Source organism: Ideonella sp. P3_A4, assembly GCF_056403075.1.
Genome location: NZ_JBFUGE010000019.1, coordinates 15,960 through 31,611, shown reverse-complemented (window position 1 = coordinate 31,611; position 15,652 = coordinate 15,960). Strand labels below are relative to the sequence as shown.

Here is a 15,652-nt window from a genome sequence, read left to right as displayed (position 1 = left end):
GTCGCTGCCCAGGCGGTGCGACAGCCGCCGCCAGCTCCACCACGCACCGACGCAGCCGGCTATGCCAACGACCAACGCCCCCCAAGGGCGCGATGTCGCCGGCAACATCGCCACTGCGCCGATGGCCAGCAGGCCCCACAGCAGCGCCATCACCAACGCCACGGCGAGCGGAAAGACGATGAAGAACCAGTTCAGGCGGGACGCGCGCCAGGCGCGGCTGAAGAAATTCTGGCGGCTGCCATCGACATAGAAGTTCCAGTGGTCGCGCAGCACGGTGCCGGCGCTGCGTGCCCAGTGCGCGCGCACGATGTCGTCCCAGCGCAGCAAGGTGTAGCGGGTGTGCAGCTCTTCGCCACCGTCTTTGGGCGGCCAGTGCACATCCCATTCGTCGGCCCAGTCGTTCAGCCGGCGACGGGCGCTGACTTGCACGGGCGGGCCGTCAGCGCCCTCAGCCCCGGGCGGGCGATGGGCGGCAAGGCTGCGGTACAGGTGGTGATAGAAGCGTGGGCTCTTCGGGTCGAAGCCTGCAATGAAGAACACGCRCCGGTGCAATGGCATGCGCCGATTGTCGCGTGGGGCTTCAGGCGACTGGCGGTGCCAGCCGCAACATGCCGTCTTCGCAGCGCAGCAGCCCGTCGCCGATCAGCTTTTTGACCAGCTCCTGGGCCCAGCGCGCGGGCGACAGTGTGATGTGGCAGACGCGCGCACTCAGGTCGAAGATCGGGGTCTGCAGCAACCAGGCTTCGAACTCGGTACGCACGCGCGACTGGTGCTCCATCATGTGAAACATCACCAGCGCACGGGCGGCGTGCTGCGCATGGCGCGCCGGATCCTTCTCGAAGCCTTGCAGTCGCCGTCGGCTGCTGGCCAGCGCGGCTGGCACGTCGTCGAACATCGCGCCATGGCCGGGGATCACGCAGCGCGGCGCCAATGATTCGATCAGGTCCAGCGTGCGCCGCGTCGGGCCGAAACCGTCTTCGCCGAACAACTCCGGGAAGATGATCGCCAGCCGGTCTTCCCACAGCGCGTCGCCCGAAATCAAGGTGCGGGTTTGCGGCTCGAACAGCAGCACGGCTTCGGGATCATGGCCCGGCGCGGCGTGTACTTGCCATTGCGCCGGCCCCAAGCGCAGTGTGCCGCCCGGTGAGATTGCGCCGTCCACGTCGAAGCGCTCGCACAGCTGGCCGGTGGCGCGGTAGCTCAGGCGGGCCTCGTCCCAGGCTTGCACCACTTCCAGCGAGGGCGCTGGCACATAGGTCTTGACCGCGTGTCGTGCCTGCAGCGCGCGGTTGCCGCCGCAATGGTCTGAGTGCAGATGGGTGTTGACGATGCGTTCCAGCGCTGCGCCGTCCAGCGCCCGCTCGACCAACGTGATCGTCATCTCAGCATGGCGCGCGTAGCCGGTGTCCACCACCGTGGCGGGCGATTCCACGCCAGCCGCGGCGAAGACGATGTTGTTGGCCGACAGCCAGTCGCGCTGCAACACCTGCGCGCCAAGCGTGTTCAGCGTGCCGGCGTGCGCGTCGCTCATCCGCCGGCGCCGGAGCGCAGCTCGCGGCGCAGCACCTTGCCGACCGGCGACTTGGGCAGCTCGTCGCGGAACTCGATCACCTTGGGTCGCTTGTAGGCGGTGAAGTTGTCGCGGCACCAGGCGGCCACGTCCTCTTCGGACAGCGTCGCGTCCTTCTTTACGACGAAGAGTTTGACTGCCTCGCCCGAGCGCGCATCGGGGATGCCGATCGCCGCGCACTCGAGCACGCCCGGGTGCAGGTTGACGACCTGCTCGATCTCGGTCGGGTAGACGTTGAAGCCGGAGACCAGGACCATGTCCTTCTTGCGGTCGACGATGCGCACGTAGCCACGCTCGTCCATGATGCCGACGTCGCCGCTCTTGAAGAACCCATCGGGGCTGATCGCCTTCACGGTCTCGTCCGGCCGGTTCCAGTAGCCGGCCATCACCTGAGGACCGCGGATGCAGATCTCGCCCGGCGTGCCTAGCGGCAGGTCGCGCCCATCGTCGTCGCGGATCGCGATCTCGGTCGACGGGATCGGCATGCCGATCGTGCCGCTGAACTCGGCCACGTCCAGCCGGTTGCTGGTGGCCACCGGCGAAGTCTCTGACAGGCCATAGCCTTCGACCACCGGGCAGCCGGTGAGCTTCAGCCATTTCTCGGCCGTGGCCTGCTGCACCGCCATGCCGCCGCTGTTGGTCACGACCAGTTCGGAGAAGTCGAGCCGCGCGAAATCAGGCTCGTTGGCCAGGGCATTGAGCAGCGTGTTGACGGCCGGGAACATGTTGATCCGGTGTTCGCTGAGCGTGCGGATCAGCCCGGGGATGTCGCGCGGGTTGGGCACCAGCAGGTTCATGATCCCCAGGCGCGCACCCATCAGGTAGCAGATGGTCAGCGCGAAGATGTGGTACAGCGGCAGCGCACAAACAGCCGTCAACGGCTTGTCGCCCAGCTTGTCGAGCATCGGGCCGAACCAGGCCTCGGACTGCAGGATGTTGGCCACGACATTGCGGTGCAGCAGCGTCGCCCCTTTCGACACGCCGGTGGTGCCACCGGTGTACTGCAGGAACGCGACATCGTCTGGCCCGATGCTGACCGACTTCTGACTGAGGCGTGTGCCCTCGGCGATCGCCATGTTGAAGCGCGTGACCGTGCGGCCTTCGCCCAGCGGCAGGCGGAACTCGGGCACCATCTTCTTCAGATGGCGCACGGCGAAGTTGATCAGCTGGCCCTTCCAGAAGCCCAGCAGGTCGCCCATCGAGGCCAGCACCACGTGGCGCACGGCCGTGCCTTCGATCGCCTCTTCCAGCGTGTGGGCGAAGTTCTCGAGCACGACGATGGCGGTCGCGCCGCTGTCCTTCAACTGGTGCGCCAGTTCGCGCGCGGTGTAGAGCGGGTTGACATTCACCACCACGCAGCCGGCGCGCAAGATGGCCCCGATCGCCACCATGTACTGCGGCAGGTTCGGCATCATCACGGCGACCCGGTCGCCTTTGGCCAAGCCCTTGTCTTGCAGCCAGGCGGCCAGCGTGTGCGACAGCTCGTCGACCTCGCGGAAGCGCAGCCGGCTGCCCATGCAGCACGACGCATCGCGTGCTGCATGGCGTCGCCAAGCCTCTTCCAGCAACGCGACCACCGACGGGTAGCGCGAGGTGTCGATATGCGCCGGCACGCCGGGCGGGTAGTGCGCCAGCCAGGGGCGCTGGGTGGTCGTGGCGGATGGGGCGTCAGCCAGGGCGAGGTCGGTCACGGCGTGTCCAGGGATCAGGTGTGAGCGGGGGCGACTCATGCTGCGGGCGCCTGCGGCAACCGGCTACGGTAGTTGTCCCAACGCCGCGGGCCCGGCTGTCGCCGGGGTGACAGGCGCCGTGTCGAACAAGGCTTGCATCAGCGCGCGTTCGCGTTGCTCGATCAGCGTCAGGAACTCGGCCGCGCCGTTCATCGCGCCAAAGGTATCGAAGCCGCGCTCGAGAAAGGTCTGCAGCGACCCCAAGCCAGCGGCGCGGGCGGGCCCACGCATCAGCTTCAGGCTGTGGCGCAGGAAGCGGTTACGGGTGTAGCGGTCCAGCTGCGAGCCCAGCGTCATCACCAGGTCAATCTGGCGCCGGCGGTCGGCGGGCCGACCCACCGCTTGCCACGCCTCGCGGTAGGCCGCGGCGTCGATCTGATCGCTTGGCAGCAGGCGCGCCATCGCGCTGTCCAGTGATTCGGACAAGGCGTGCAACTCGGCCAGCGCGTCGACCGTGGTCACCACCTCGCTCGGGAACAGCCGCACCAGCGGCGGCACGATGCGAGCGAACTGGGCGTCGCGCTCGGCGAAGTCCTGCGGGCCGTAAAGGTCGTCGAGAAAGAAGCGGGCCGCGGCGCCATAGCGTGTGTGGGCCAGCAGGTCGGCATGGCTGCGCGAAAAGCGCTCGCGCTGGTAAGCCTTCAACGCCCGCACCCGCGCGGACCAGGCCGGCTCGGTGGCGCGCGCCCGTCGCTCAGTTTCGACCTGCTGCAGATGGCCCAGGATGCTGGCGGCCAAGGTGGTGCTGGTGCCGTTGCTGTTGCCCATGATGCTGAGAGCCTATCGCAGCCGCCCGCCGTTTTGGCGCGATGCCTAGTGGCTGTGCTCTAGCCCGGTGCTGCGGAAGGTGTCGCCGTGGTGTGACACTCTGCGGATGATGCTGCCCTCGATGTCGCGCTGACCATGCTGGCCCGTTTGCAACAACTGCTGGTCTTCGGCTGGTTTGCCGCCTTGCTGGCGGCGGCCATCCTGCCTTGGCGGGCCGGCCACCCGGTCGGTTCTTTGATCGGGGTCGTGCTGGTGCTCGCCAGCCATGCGGTCTGGCTGCTGGTGAGTTTTGCGCTGATGCGCTGGCACAACCGGTACGACAGCGCGCCACCCGCCAGCTGGCGCCAGTGGTGGACGGCCTGGTGGGGCGAAGTGCGCATGGCGCCGCAGGTCTTTGGTTGGCGCCAGCCTTTTGCCTCGAATGCCGAGCAGGACTTTCTGCCGACGAACGCGCGCGGCCAGGCTGGTGTCGTGCTGGTGCATGGCTTTGTCTGCAACCGGGGGCTGTGGACGCCCTGGCTGGCGCAACTGCGTGCCGCAGGGGTGCCGTTCGTGGCCGTCAACCTGGAGCCGGTGTTCGGCTCGATCGACGACTACCCGGCGCTGATCGAAGTGGCCGTGCGCGAGGTGGAAAGCTGCACCGGCGAAAAGCCGCTGCTGGTGGGGCACAGCATGGGCGGCCTGGCGATCCGTGCCTGGCTAGCTCGGCATTCGGCCGACGAACGGGTGCGTGGTGTCATCACGATTGGCACGCCGCACCGCGGCACCCAGCTGGCCGTGCTGTCGCAACTCGGGCGCAACACCCGCGAGATGCGGCCGGGCAGTGACTGGCTGCAGCGGCTCGAGGCCGCCGAGCCGGCATCACGCCGCGAACTGTTCCTCTGCATCTACGGCCATGGCGACAACATCGTCTTCCCGGCCTCGAACGCTCTGCTTCCCGGGGCTCGGCAACTGCACATCGCCGGCACGGCGCACATCGACCTGCTGCACCATCCCGAGGCTCTCGCCACGTTGTGGCAGGCGCTCGGTCGGAAGGGGCCGCGAGACAGCGCCTGAGCCACGCGCCGGGCGGCCCCACAGACCCGACGCGGCCAACCACAGGGGCACGAGTGCCAGCCACAGCAAGGCGCGGCCATCGGCCAGCTGCGCATGCGCCAGGCCCAGCAACCAGATCGACAGGGCCAGACCCCAGCCCAGCCACAGCAACGCGAGGGTAGGCCGGGCAGACCAGGCTGGGTGGATGCACCGGCCGAGTTGGCGCAAGGTGAGATGGCCACCGACCAGCGCGCCGGCTGCCAGCAGCGCACCGCCGGCCCACGCGCCCAGCCATGGGCGAAGCAGAAACATCGGGTCGAACGCCGGCATCGACAGCAGGCCCACGCCCACTGCGATGGACAAGGCCAGGAACAGGGCCAATCCGTAACGACGACTCATGTCAGGTGTCATGCCGACCTGCTTCTTTGTGTGGGCGATCTTGCGACCGAGAAATTCAGTGTCGCGTGGGCATGCCCACGGCACTATCACCCCCTTGGGGGATTACCCGGGGGTGTTCAGCTGTCGATCTCGCGCAGCAGCGCTTCGGTGGGCCCCAGGCCCATGTTCAACAGCTGCGCGATGTCGCGCACGTCGTCGGGCACAGCGGGGTTGGTCCAGCCGTGCGCGGTGTGTCGCGCCAGCCGAATCGCGAGCGTCACGTTGCGGACCTGGCTCGCGCTTTCCTGGCGGTCATCTGTGATGCGGACCAACAACTCGGGCAGGCGCCAGGCCAGCATCAAGGCGTGCTGAACCTCGGTCAACGGGACGCCGAGCAACGCCCGTTGTGCTGCCACGCTGCGCAGGGTCGGGTCGGCCTTCTGGCGGTAGGCGATGTCCAGCGCCAGGTGCGGCGCGTGCAGCCATAGCAGCATCTCGGCAAAGTCGTGCAGCAGCGCCGCTTCGTGGATCACCGGCGCGTCGTGGTCGGAGCGATGCACCGCGAAGCCGAGTGCGAACTGGCCGGCGCGGCGGGCGCGTTGCAGCACATCGCGCAGGCCTTGCAGCGCTTCGGGCTGGTCGGCCAGGTGCTGCTCGATCGTCGGCTGCGGTCCGAAGTCGCGGAAGAACGGGGTGATGCCGATCAGCACCAGCGCTTCGGTCGCGGTTTCGACATCGGTCTGGCGCCGGCTGCCGCGTTGCAGGCCGGCGGTATAGGCCAGCAGCTTCAGCGTCATCAGCGGGTCGGCCGAAATCGCATCCGCCAGCATGCGCGCGTCGACCGCGTCTTCGTTCTCGCGCAGGTCTTCCAGTGCATTGGCGGTGCTGGCCAGCACCGGGATCTCGGCCTGCTGGAAATAGCGCACCCAGCCGGCCACGTCCAGCGGCGTGCGGCGAGGGGGAAACAGCGAGGCGTCAGGTGCGTTCATGAGTGCCGAAGTCCGGCTGCAGGAAGCAGCCCGGTTTTCGGCTTTATCGGCCTGCCGGCGTCAAAGTTAAGCCGGCCGGCGACCCTGGCGAACCAGGGCGCCGACCGGTAGGTGACGATAGGCGCGCGCAGCGCGCGCCGATCACAGGCGGGACACGTCGAGGCGGCCGACGTATTCGCCGTTGACGAACAACGCGCCTTCGGGCGCACCGGCTTCAGCGCAGAACTCCACCTCGGGCAGCGGGCCGGGTTCGGCCGGGCGAGCCACGGGCACGGCGAGTTGCCGTGCGAACCAGGCGAGCCAGACGCCAGCGCGGCGCAACTGGCGTGCGGCCAAGCGGCGCGCGGGGTGGGCGGGAACCACGGGGCGCCAGGGCGCGGGACCGTGGGCGACTTGAGGAACGTAGAGCGGGCGGTGCATGGTGGTGACTCCAGAGTGCTCCACCGATCGGGCAGAGCCGAAGAACAAGAACAGGATTCAGGGGCTGTGGCGTTCGCGGTCGACGAGCTTCAGCTCGCGGCGCAGTTCATCGCGACCTCGTTGGCGCTGCGACTGGTCGCCACTGTCGTGACGGCCGGCTTGGCGCATGCGGGTCGGAGCGACCAACGGGTTGCGGGGCTTGGCGGTGGCGATGGTGAATTTCATGGGACGCTCCTTGGGACTGGGGGAATCGAACGGTGTCGAAGATGGTGTGGCGGCGATCACTCGGTCAGCTCGACCGCGTCACCGCCGGCGAGGGCCACGGCGTCATCGGACGAGGTGGCGTCGGCGGCGACGCGAGGAGCTTGGCGAGCGGCGCGCAGGTCGGCCATCAGTAGCCGGCACAGCATCCAGGCGTGCCAGGCGCTTTGCGCGACCTGCGAGACAAACATCGGGTTGTGCATGGGTCTTCTCTTTCTTGTGCAGTCGATCGTTCACCGGCATCCGGCCGGTGGCGGGCAATGCGCGGCGCTGCTGCCGCTGGAGTCACAGGCCAAAGCAAACGGCCCGGGTGGAAAACCAACCCGGGCCGTGTGTCTTCAGAGGCCGCCGAAGGCGGCGGCCTTCAGCGCAAGTGACGACGACGGTGGGTCGAGAGGGATGCGACGCCTGCCACACCTGCCGACAGGAAGGCGGCTCGGTGGGCGAAGGTCGCGCACGGGTTCAGCTGCATAAAAGGTCCTGGTGGGTGGCAGGGCCGGCCGAGGAGGCCGGGGCGAAGGCTTTGGGGTGCCGGCTGGGCTCGCCTCCTGCGAGGCGGCCGCCGATCTCCCTGAGCTGGCGCAAATGATAAACGATTGATTATCTTGCGCAAGCACTTTTTATCAGTTGAGCATCCACAATGTGGTGGACACGCTGACGCCCACCGCGCTGCGGTGGGCGTTTGCCGAGCATGGCTCAGCGCTTTTTCTTCAGCGGGGCGACACCGCTCTGGGTCTTCAGCCAGAGCGAGTGCATGTCGTCGGCGGGCACGGTGGCCGGCGCCCGCTTGGCCGGGCGCAATATGCCGGGGGCGACGACGGTGGGCGGGGCAACCGGTGCGGGTGGCGCCGGCGGCGCCATCGGTGCGGCGGGCGCCGTCACTGGCATCAACACTTCGCCCAACAGGTCGAGCAGCCGCGTGCGGGCCCGCTGCGGGTGGCGTCGGTAATAGGTCAGCACCAGGCCGACGATGAAGCGTTCGTCGTCATCCTGCGGCAGTGGCGCATCGCCGTTGGTCTCGGGCGCCGCGGCGCCGAGCGCGGCACGGCCGCCGCCCTGCGGCTGGTCCATCCAGCCATAGGGCTTGTGGCAACACTGTTCGAACTGGCGCGCCAGGCGCTCACCGATTTGCCGCGAGCGGCCCTTGATCTGGCTCCAGTAGCTGGGTTGAATCTGCAAGCGCTCGGCGAATCGCCGTTCAAGGCCGCGCAGGATGGCGGCATCGGGGTGCTTGACGGTGCTGCGGACAAATTCGTCGAACAACAACAGTGCGTTGTCGAGTCGAATCGCCGCCACGTCGCGGGAAAACTCCATGGCCCGGATGATAAAGCCGCGTTGCCTCGTACATCGGGTCAAACCGCTTGTCCGCAAGTGGCGGGGCGGGCTCCAATGCCAAGGTCCCGTCAAAACCGGAGCTGTCTCCCGATGACCTCTCGTTCACCTCTGGCCATGGGTCTGGCCGCCCTGTTGAACCTCCCCTTGTCAGCAGGCGCCGTCGAACGCGCGATCGAGCGTGAGGTGGTGGTGCCGGCCACGCTGGACCAGACTTGGGCCGCCTGGACCACCCGCGAAGGCGTCGTCAGTTTCTTCTCGCCCGGCGCGGAGATCGACGCCCGCGTCGGCGGGGCCTTCCACATCTTCATGGACCCGGGCGCTGCGCCGGGTGAGCGAGGCGCCGACGACATGCGCTACATGGCGCTGCAGCCGAAGAAGATGATCTCGTTCGACTGGAACGCGCCGCCCAGCCTGCCCGAGGCGCGGGCGCAGCGCACCTTTGTGATCGTGCGTTTCGAGCCGGTCAGCGACAAGGAAACCCGGGTCACGTTGCACCACACCGGCTGGGGCACGGGTGGCCAGTGGGACCAGACCTATGCCTACTTCGACAAGGCCTGGCCGCGGGTGCTGGAGAACCTGCGTAAGCGCTTCGAGACCGGCCCGATGGACTGGGCGCCCTGGCTGGCGCAACTGAAGGCCTACAAAGACAAGGCGGCTGCCGAAGCAGCCGCCAGCGCACCCACCAAGTAGATCAGTCGTCCGTCGCCGCCACCTTGTGCTGGCTCGTCAGCTGCTGCTGCACAGTTGGCGGTACCGCCTCGTAGTGCGACAGGCTGAGCGTGTAGCGGCCCTGGCCGCTGGTCAGCGCATTGAGGCGGTTCTGGTAGCTCATCAGCTCGGCCAGCGGGGCCTGAGCCTTGACCAGCATCAACCCGGCCATCTGCGCATCGGTGCCGGCCACCTGGGCACGGCGTGACGACAGATCACCGGTGATGTCGCCGGTCGAGGCCTCGGGCGCCGTGATCTCGACATTGACGATCGGCTCCAGCACGATCGGCCGGGCCTCCAGGATCGCTGCCACCACCGCCTTGCGGCCGGCCGTGACGAAGGCGATTTCCTTGCTGTCGACGCTGTGGCTCTTGCCATCGTGCACGGTGACCTTGATGTCCACCACCGAGTAGCCGGCGATCACGCCAGCGGCCAGCGCTTCGCGCACGCCTTTTTCGACCGCCGGGATGAAGGTGTTCGGGATCGCCCCGCCCTTGACCTCGTCGGCGAACTGGAAACCCGCGCCGCGCGGCAGTGGCTCGACGCGCAGGAACACCTCGCCGAACTGGCCGGCACCGCCGGTCTGCTTCTTGTGGCGGTGGTGGCCTTCTGCCTTGGCGGTGATGGTCTCGCGGTAGGCCACACGCGGCGGGCGGGTGTTGACCTCGAACCGGTGCACGTCGCGCAGCCGGTCCATCAGAATGCGCAGGTGCAGGTCGCCCAGGCCGTTGACGATGGTCTCGTTGGTGGCGGCGACGTGTTCAACCTTCAGGCAGGGGTCTTCGTCGACCAGCTTCTGCAGGATCTCCCACATGCGCTGCTCGTCGCCATGGCGCTTGGGCTCGATCGCCAGCCCGTGCACCGGCACCGGGAAGGCCAGCGGCGCGAGGTGAATGTGGTCGTCCTCGGCCGCATCGTGCAGCACCGCGTCGAAATGCAGGCTGTCGACCTTGGCCACCGCGCAGATGTCGCCCGGCACGGCCTTCTGCACCTCGACRTGGTCCTTGCCCTGSAGCATGAACAGGTGGCCGACCTTGAACGGCTTGCGGCCATCGCCCACGTACAGCWGGCTGTTCGGCGTCACGGTGCCCTGGTGCACGCGGAAGACACCCATCTTGCCGACATACGGGTCGACCGTGACCTTGAACACATGCGCGAGGACGTGCTTGGTGGGGTCGGGGCTGGCGTGCATCGGCTCGGCGTCGGGGCCTTCGCCGCGCAGAAAGTCCGGCGGGTTGCCTTCGGTCGGATTGGGCAGCAAGCGCGTGATCACATCGAGCAGCTCGCGTACGCCGGCGCCCGTGCGGGCGGAGACGAAACAGACCGGGATCAGGTGGCCCTGGCGCAGCGCCTCTTCCAGCGGCGCGTGCAGCTCGCTGGCGTCGACGTCGCCATCGTTCAGGTAGCGCTCGACGAAATCGCCGTCGACCTCGACCACCTGTTCGACCAGTGCGCGGTGGGCGGCCTCGACCGAAGAGAAGTCGGCAGAGCCTTCGCGGTTGTAGAAGCAGTCGACCACCTGCGCGGCGCCGGCCGAGGGCAGGTTCAGCGGCAGGCATTCCTTGCCGAAGGTCGCCTGGATCTGCTCCAGCACGCCTTGCAGGTCCACGCCCGGGGCATCGATCTTGTTGACGATGATGATGCGGTCGAGGTGGCGCTCGGCCGCGTGCTGCATCATCCGCAGCGCCATCGGCTCGATGCCGGTGGACGCGTTGATCACGATCGCCGCGGTTTCCACCGCCTCGAGCGCCGGCATCGACTGGCCGACGAAATCGGCCGCCCCCGGGGTGTCGATCAGGTGGATGCGGGTGTCGGCGTGCATCAGGTGCATCACCGACGAATTCAGCGAGTGTTGCAGCCGTCGTTCAAGCGGGTCGTGGTCACTGACCGTGCTGCCGCGCTCCAGGCTGCCGGGGGCGCCGATCATGCCGGCCTTGACGAGCATCGCCTCGGCGAGCGATGTCTTGCCGGCGGCCGCGGGGCCGACCAGCGCCAGAGTGCGGATGGCGGCGATCGCAGGATGGGTCGCCGACGCGGCGCCAGAGGCCGTTACACCGGCGGCCGTGGCCCCGGCCGCCGGAAGATCTGGGCTTGACATGGTGGCTCTCCTCGTGAGTCAACGAAGGGCCGCTTCCGAGGTGACTCACCCCCTCGCGAGGCGGTGGCTGGCACGCAGCCGCCTGGGGCCCCTCATTCACCCGTCGCGGCACGAAGTCGCCGCAGCTGGGGCGGGCCGTCAAGTGATTCCAGCCTACGCCTGCCCGCAGCCGGGCGCAAGCGACTGAACACCGAGAAGAAAAACGCCCGGGTCGAGCCGGGAGTTAGAAATCGATACCGCGGCCCAGGCCGCAGTGGCGGGCGCGCGTTACTGGAACGCCACCTCGGCAAAGCCACGCAGCTTCCGGCTGTGCAGCTGGCCGACGCTGGATTCGCGCAGCAACTCGAGGGCTCTCACCCCGATGCGCAAATGCTGGTCGACCCGCTCGCGGTAGAAGTGGTTGGCCATGCCCGGCAGCTTGATCTCGCCGTGCAGCGGCTTGTCGCTCACGCACAGCAAGGTGCCGTAGGGCACTCGGAAGCGGAAGCCGTTGGCCGCGATGGTGGCCGACTCCATGTCCAGCGCGATCGCGCGGCTCTGGCTGAAGCGGCGCTCGGGGCCCGGGTGCGGCAGCAGCTCCCAGTTGCGGTTGTCGGTCGATGCGACCGTGCCGGTGCGCATGATCTTCTTCAGCTCATAACCCGACAGTTGGGTGACTTCGGCGACCGCGTGTTCGAGCGCCAGCTGCACCTCGGCCAGCGGCGGGATCGGCACCCACAGCGGCAGTTCCTCGTCCAGCACGTGGTCTTCGCGCACGTAGCCGTGGGCCAGCACGTAATCGCCCAGCTGCTGCGTGTTGCGCAAGCCGGCGCAGTGGCCGAGCATGATCCACGCATGCGGCCGCAGCACGGCCACGTGGTCGGTGATGTTCTTCGCGTTGGCCGGGCCGACGCCGATGTTGACCATCGTGATGCCGCCATGGCCTTCGCGCACCAGGTGGTAGGCCGGCATCTGCGGCAGGCGCGGCGGCGGGTGACCGGCGTTGGCTTGCGGCAGCCCAACGCGTGGCGTCACCACGTTGCCCGGCTCGACGAAGGCGAGGTAATCGCTGTTCGGGTCACCCATCCACAGGTGGCCCAGGCGGATGAACTCGTCGATGTAGAACTGGTAGTTCGTGAACAGCACGAAGTTCTGGAAGTATTCGGGCGCGGTGCCGGTGTAGTGGCGCAGCCGGTGCAGCGAGTAGTCGACGCGCGGCGCGGTAAACAAGGCCAGCGGGTGCGGGTCGCGCGGGGCCGGCTCGTAGGTGCCGTTGGCGATGCCGTCGTCCATCGCGGCCAGGTCGGGCAGGTCGAACAGGTCGCGCAACCGCATCCGCCGCTCGGGCGTCATCGTGCCTTCCAGGTGGTCGGCCTCGGCGAGCGAGAAGTGCACCGGGATCGGTTGCGTGCCCAGCCCGATGTCCAGCGATACGCCATGGTTGCGCAGCAGCAGGCGGAACTGCTCTCGGTAGTAGTCGGAGAAGAGCTCCGGCCGGGTCAGCGTGGTTTCGTAGACGCCCGGGCCGGCAACGAAGCCGAAGCTCAGGCGGGTGTCGGCGCGGGCCACCGTGTCGGTCTGCACCCGCACGCTGGGGTACCAGGCACGCACGCGGCCGGCGGGCTCATGGCCGGCGACGAAGCTCTGCAAGTGCTGGCGCAGGTGCTGCACCTGGCTTTGGTACAGGGCGGCCACTTGGGCCAGGGCGGCGTCGGCGTCGGTGAAGGTCTGCCGGGGGGTGAAGGGGGCTTCGGTCATGCACCATTCTGCCGCCACGGCGGGGCCGTTTCTGCATGCCGCCAAAGGGTAAATTCGCGTAAAGGCCCTGCCATGTGGTCGCCCGCTGCCGCATCCTGACGCGTTGCCATGATGTTGTGGCGCCGTTGTCGCCGCTCGTCTTTCGAGGAGAACGCTTTGAACCGACATACCTGGGCCGCGCTGGCCGCCACCCTGACCCTGATCGTCCCGCTCGGCAGCCATGCCCAGACGGCCACCGAACCCGCCCCGGCTCCCCCGGCTGCGCCGCAGGTCGCCCCCCCCGCCGCGCCAGCACCGGCCTTGGCCCCGGGCGAAAAGCCACAGCGCTTGCCGCACGACAAGTTCGCGCAGATCGACACCAACCACGATGGCGCCATCAGCCGCGACGAGGCCGCAGCGGCCCCGATGCTGTCCGGCAAGTTCGACGAAATCGACGCCGACCACGACGGCCGTGTGATGCCGGCCGAGCTGAAGGCTTATGCCAAGACCCACCGTGGTGGCGCCAAGGGCGGCGCATTCGGCAAGATGGACAGCAACGGCGACGGCGTGGTCACTCGCGATGAGGTGGCAGCCAACCCGAAGCTGGCTCGCAAGTTCGACGAAGCCGACATGGACCACGATGGTCGCGTGACGCTCGAGGAAGCCAAGGCCGCCAAAGGCAAATAAGTTGCACGACGCCGTTCACGGACGACCGTAAAGTCGCCCTGTGACGGCAGGTGAAGAGTCCTCCTTGCGACGCGACGGCGGCGATCCATCCGCCGAGCCGCCGCGTGCGCCATCGACCGGCGCCGACAGCCCCGGCCGCGTCGATGCGCTGATCGAGCAGGCGCAGGGTCTGCGCCAAGCAGACCCGCAGGCCGCGATGGCGTTGGCGCGCGAGGCGCTGGATTGCGCACTGCGCATCGACTACCAACATGGTGTTGCTCACAGCTTGTTGCGCCTGGCGTTGTGCCAGCACGCATTGGCGGTCGAGCCCGAGCAGTGCCTGGCCCAACTGAGCCAGTGCCTCAGCCTGTTCGAAGCCTTGGGTGACTCGCTGGGCGAGGCTGAAGCGGCGCATCTGCTGGCCAATGTGCACGCCGCGCGCAACGACCACGAACCCGCACTAGAGCTGTACCAGCACAGCATGAGCCTGCGCCGCGCGCTGGGCGACCGTGTGGGCGAAGCCGGCGCGCTGAACAACATGGGCCTGGTGCACCGCCGCATGGCCCAGTTTCCGGAGGCGCTGAAGCACTTGCTGATGAGCCTGGAGGTGGCCGAGGCGACCGACGATCGGCGCACCGAAGCCTACGCGCTGACCAACATCGGTGGCGTGCTGGCCGACCTGGGCGACACCACCCACGCGATGCAGTACCACCTGCGCGGTCTGGCCCTGATCCGCCAGACCGGCGACCGCGCGCACGAAGGCTCGGCACTGTGCAGCCTGGGGCGCCTGCTGGCGCAGAACGGCCACCATGCCGAGGCGCTGGACCATTTGCAGCAGGCCTTGCAGTTGGCGCAGCGTGGCGGCCACCTGGGCGACACCGGCGAGGCGCTGCTGGGCCTGGCGCTCGTCCACCAGGAGCGCGGCGACCATGCCCGCGCCGAGCGCCTGTTGCTCGAAGCGCTGGGGTTGATCCGCCGCACCGAAAGCCGGCTGGTCGAGGCCGAGGTGCTGCTGGCGTTGGGCCGCAACCGCTGGTTGCAGGGAGATGGTGACCCGGCGATCGAGATGCTGCAGCACGCGTTGGCGCTGGCCTGCCAGCTGCAGGCCGATCATTTGGCCGGCAAGCTGCATTTGCAGCTGTCGCAGGTGCACGAGCAGGCGGGGCGCCACCAGGCGGCGTTGCAAGCCTTTCAGGCCTTTCATGCCTGCCAGCAGCGCATCAGTGGGCAAGAGAGCCAACGCCGCATCCGCGGCCTGCTGGGACGAGCCGAGTTGGAGCGGGCGCACCGCGACGCCGAACACCAACGCCAGCGCGGGGACGAGTTGGCCAGTGCGCTGGACGCGGCGCGCGAGAGCGAGCGCGAGAAGCAAGCCTTGCTGGCGCAGCTGGCCCGCCAGTCCGACATGCTGCGCCAGTTGGCGCGCGAAGACGGGTTGACCGGCCTGGCCAATCGGCGCTGGCTGGACGCGCAATGGGCGCATGAATGTGAGCGCGCACGCCGCTATCGCCATGCGATCGCCGTGGCGATGATCGACATCGACCACTTCAAGTCGATCAACGACCGTTTCTCGCACCGGGTCGGCGACGAGGTGTTGCGTCGCGTCGCCCGGCTGCTGCGTGACAGCTGCCGGCGCGGCGATGTCGTTGGCCGCTACGGTGGCGAGGAGTTCATGCTGGTCTGGGTCGAGACGCCGATCGAGCAGGCCATCGCCGTCAGCGACAAGCTGCGCCAACGGGTGGCTGCGCTGCCGCTGGACGACCTGCACCCCGACCTGAAGTCGGTCACGATCAGCGTCGGCCTGGCCGGCGCGGGCGCCGATCCGGCCGGGCATGAGCTGGTCGATGCCGAGTTGGTGGCCCGGGCCGACCGGCAGCTGTACCGCGCCAAAGCCGAAGGCCGCGACCGCGTCTGCTGGTAATGGAAGGGGGCTCGTTCGGGCATCACCAGCCTCGCACGCCCCTTGCCACCGGGTCCA

Annotated in this window: 14 protein-coding genes and 1 pseudogene; 4 read left to right on the top strand and 11 right to left on the bottom strand. The window is 68.3% G+C overall.

The features are described 5' to 3' along the window. The 4 genes and pseudogenes from AC1DYI_RS04420 to AC1DYI_RS04405 form a co-directional block, all read right to left on the bottom strand. Window positions 1–558, bottom strand: a pseudogene (locus AC1DYI_RS04420) (hypothetical protein); the annotation flags it as partial. 22 nt (window positions 559–580) lie between these two features. Beyond that, window positions 581–1,531 (bottom strand): MBL fold metallo-hydrolase, encoded by a 951-nt coding sequence (locus AC1DYI_RS04415; RefSeq protein ID WP_477202860.1) that lies wholly within the window; start codon window positions 1,529–1,531, stop codon window positions 581–583. Next, window positions 1,528–3,261 carry a long-chain-fatty-acid--CoA ligase gene (locus AC1DYI_RS04410; protein ID WP_477202859.1) on the bottom strand — a complete coding sequence of 578 codons (1,734 nt, stop codon included), beginning with the start codon at window positions 3,259–3,261 and terminating at the stop codon, window positions 1,528–1,530. Before AC1DYI_RS04410 ends, AC1DYI_RS04415 begins: the two co-directional genes overlap by 4 nt. A 63-nt stretch (window positions 3,262–3,324) precedes the next feature. Next, a complete protein-coding gene (locus AC1DYI_RS04405; protein ID WP_477202858.1) occupies window positions 3,325–4,068 on the bottom strand; it encodes a DUF8198 family protein in 744 nt (247 codons plus the stop codon). 135 nt (window positions 4,069–4,203) lie between these two features. Here AC1DYI_RS04405 and AC1DYI_RS04400 point away from each other — a divergent pair, with 135 nt between their 5' ends. Further along, complete coding sequence (locus AC1DYI_RS04400) at window positions 4,204–5,124, top strand: esterase/lipase family protein (protein WP_477202857.1); 921 nt, start codon at window positions 4,204–4,206, stop codon at window positions 5,122–5,124. Between the two features lie 494 nt (window positions 5,125–5,618). On the opposite strand, the gene AC1DYI_RS04395 is transcribed toward AC1DYI_RS04400, so the two are convergent. From AC1DYI_RS04395 to AC1DYI_RS04375, 5 genes are all read right to left on the bottom strand, one after another. Then, a complete protein-coding gene (locus tag AC1DYI_RS04395; protein ID WP_477202856.1) occupies window positions 5,619–6,470 on the bottom strand; it encodes an HDOD domain-containing protein in 852 nt (283 codons plus the stop codon). A gap of 141 nt (window positions 6,471–6,611) precedes the next feature. Further along, complete coding sequence (locus AC1DYI_RS04390) at window positions 6,612–6,890, bottom strand: hypothetical protein (RefSeq protein ID WP_477202855.1); 279 nt, start codon at window positions 6,888–6,890, stop codon at window positions 6,612–6,614. 57 nt (window positions 6,891–6,947) lie between these two features. Continuing rightward, window positions 6,948–7,115: a hypothetical protein gene (locus AC1DYI_RS04385; RefSeq protein WP_477202854.1), complete on the bottom strand. Its 168-nt coding sequence runs from the start codon at window positions 7,113–7,115 to the stop codon at window positions 6,948–6,950. Window positions 7,116–7,171: 56 nt separating this feature from the next. Further along, window positions 7,172–7,354, bottom strand: a complete 183-nt coding sequence (locus AC1DYI_RS04380) for a hypothetical protein (RefSeq protein WP_477202853.1) — start codon at window positions 7,352–7,354, stop codon at window positions 7,172–7,174. 493 nt (window positions 7,355–7,847) lie between these two features. Beyond that, window positions 7,848–8,465 carry a hypothetical protein gene (locus AC1DYI_RS04375; RefSeq protein WP_477202852.1) on the bottom strand — a complete coding sequence of 206 codons (618 nt, stop codon included), beginning with the start codon at window positions 8,463–8,465 and terminating at the stop codon, window positions 7,848–7,850. 111 nt (window positions 8,466–8,576) lie between these two features. On the opposite strand from AC1DYI_RS04375, the gene AC1DYI_RS04370 reads away from it, so the two are divergent. Next, window positions 8,577–9,176, top strand: a complete 600-nt coding sequence (locus AC1DYI_RS04370) for an SRPBCC family protein (protein ID WP_477202851.1) — start codon at window positions 8,577–8,579, stop codon at window positions 9,174–9,176. A 1-nt stretch (window position 9,177) separates the two neighbouring features. Here the strand turns inward: AC1DYI_RS04370 and fusA are convergent, their stop codons facing one another. Further along, window positions 9,178–11,292: an elongation factor G gene (fusA, locus tag AC1DYI_RS04365; protein WP_477202850.1), complete on the bottom strand. Its 2,115-nt coding sequence runs from the start codon at window positions 11,290–11,292 to the stop codon at window positions 9,178–9,180. Between the two features lie 267 nt (window positions 11,293–11,559). Beyond that, entirely contained in the window at window positions 11,560–13,029 is a 1,470-nt protein-coding gene (locus tag AC1DYI_RS04360; RefSeq protein WP_477202849.1) for an AMP nucleosidase, read from the bottom strand. Between the two features lie 156 nt (window positions 13,030–13,185). On the opposite strand from AC1DYI_RS04360, the gene AC1DYI_RS04355 reads away from it, so the two are divergent. Both AC1DYI_RS04355 and AC1DYI_RS04350 read left to right on the top strand, forming a co-directional pair. After that, window positions 13,186–13,695: an EF-hand domain-containing protein gene (locus AC1DYI_RS04355; RefSeq protein WP_477202848.1), complete on the top strand. Its 510-nt coding sequence runs from the start codon at window positions 13,186–13,188 to the stop codon at window positions 13,693–13,695. A gap of 64 nt (window positions 13,696–13,759) precedes the next feature. Next, window positions 13,760–15,595, top strand: a complete 1,836-nt coding sequence (locus tag AC1DYI_RS04350; RefSeq protein WP_477202847.1) for a GGDEF domain-containing protein — start codon at window positions 13,760–13,762, stop codon at window positions 15,593–15,595. Window positions 15,596–15,652 lie beyond the last annotated feature (57 nt).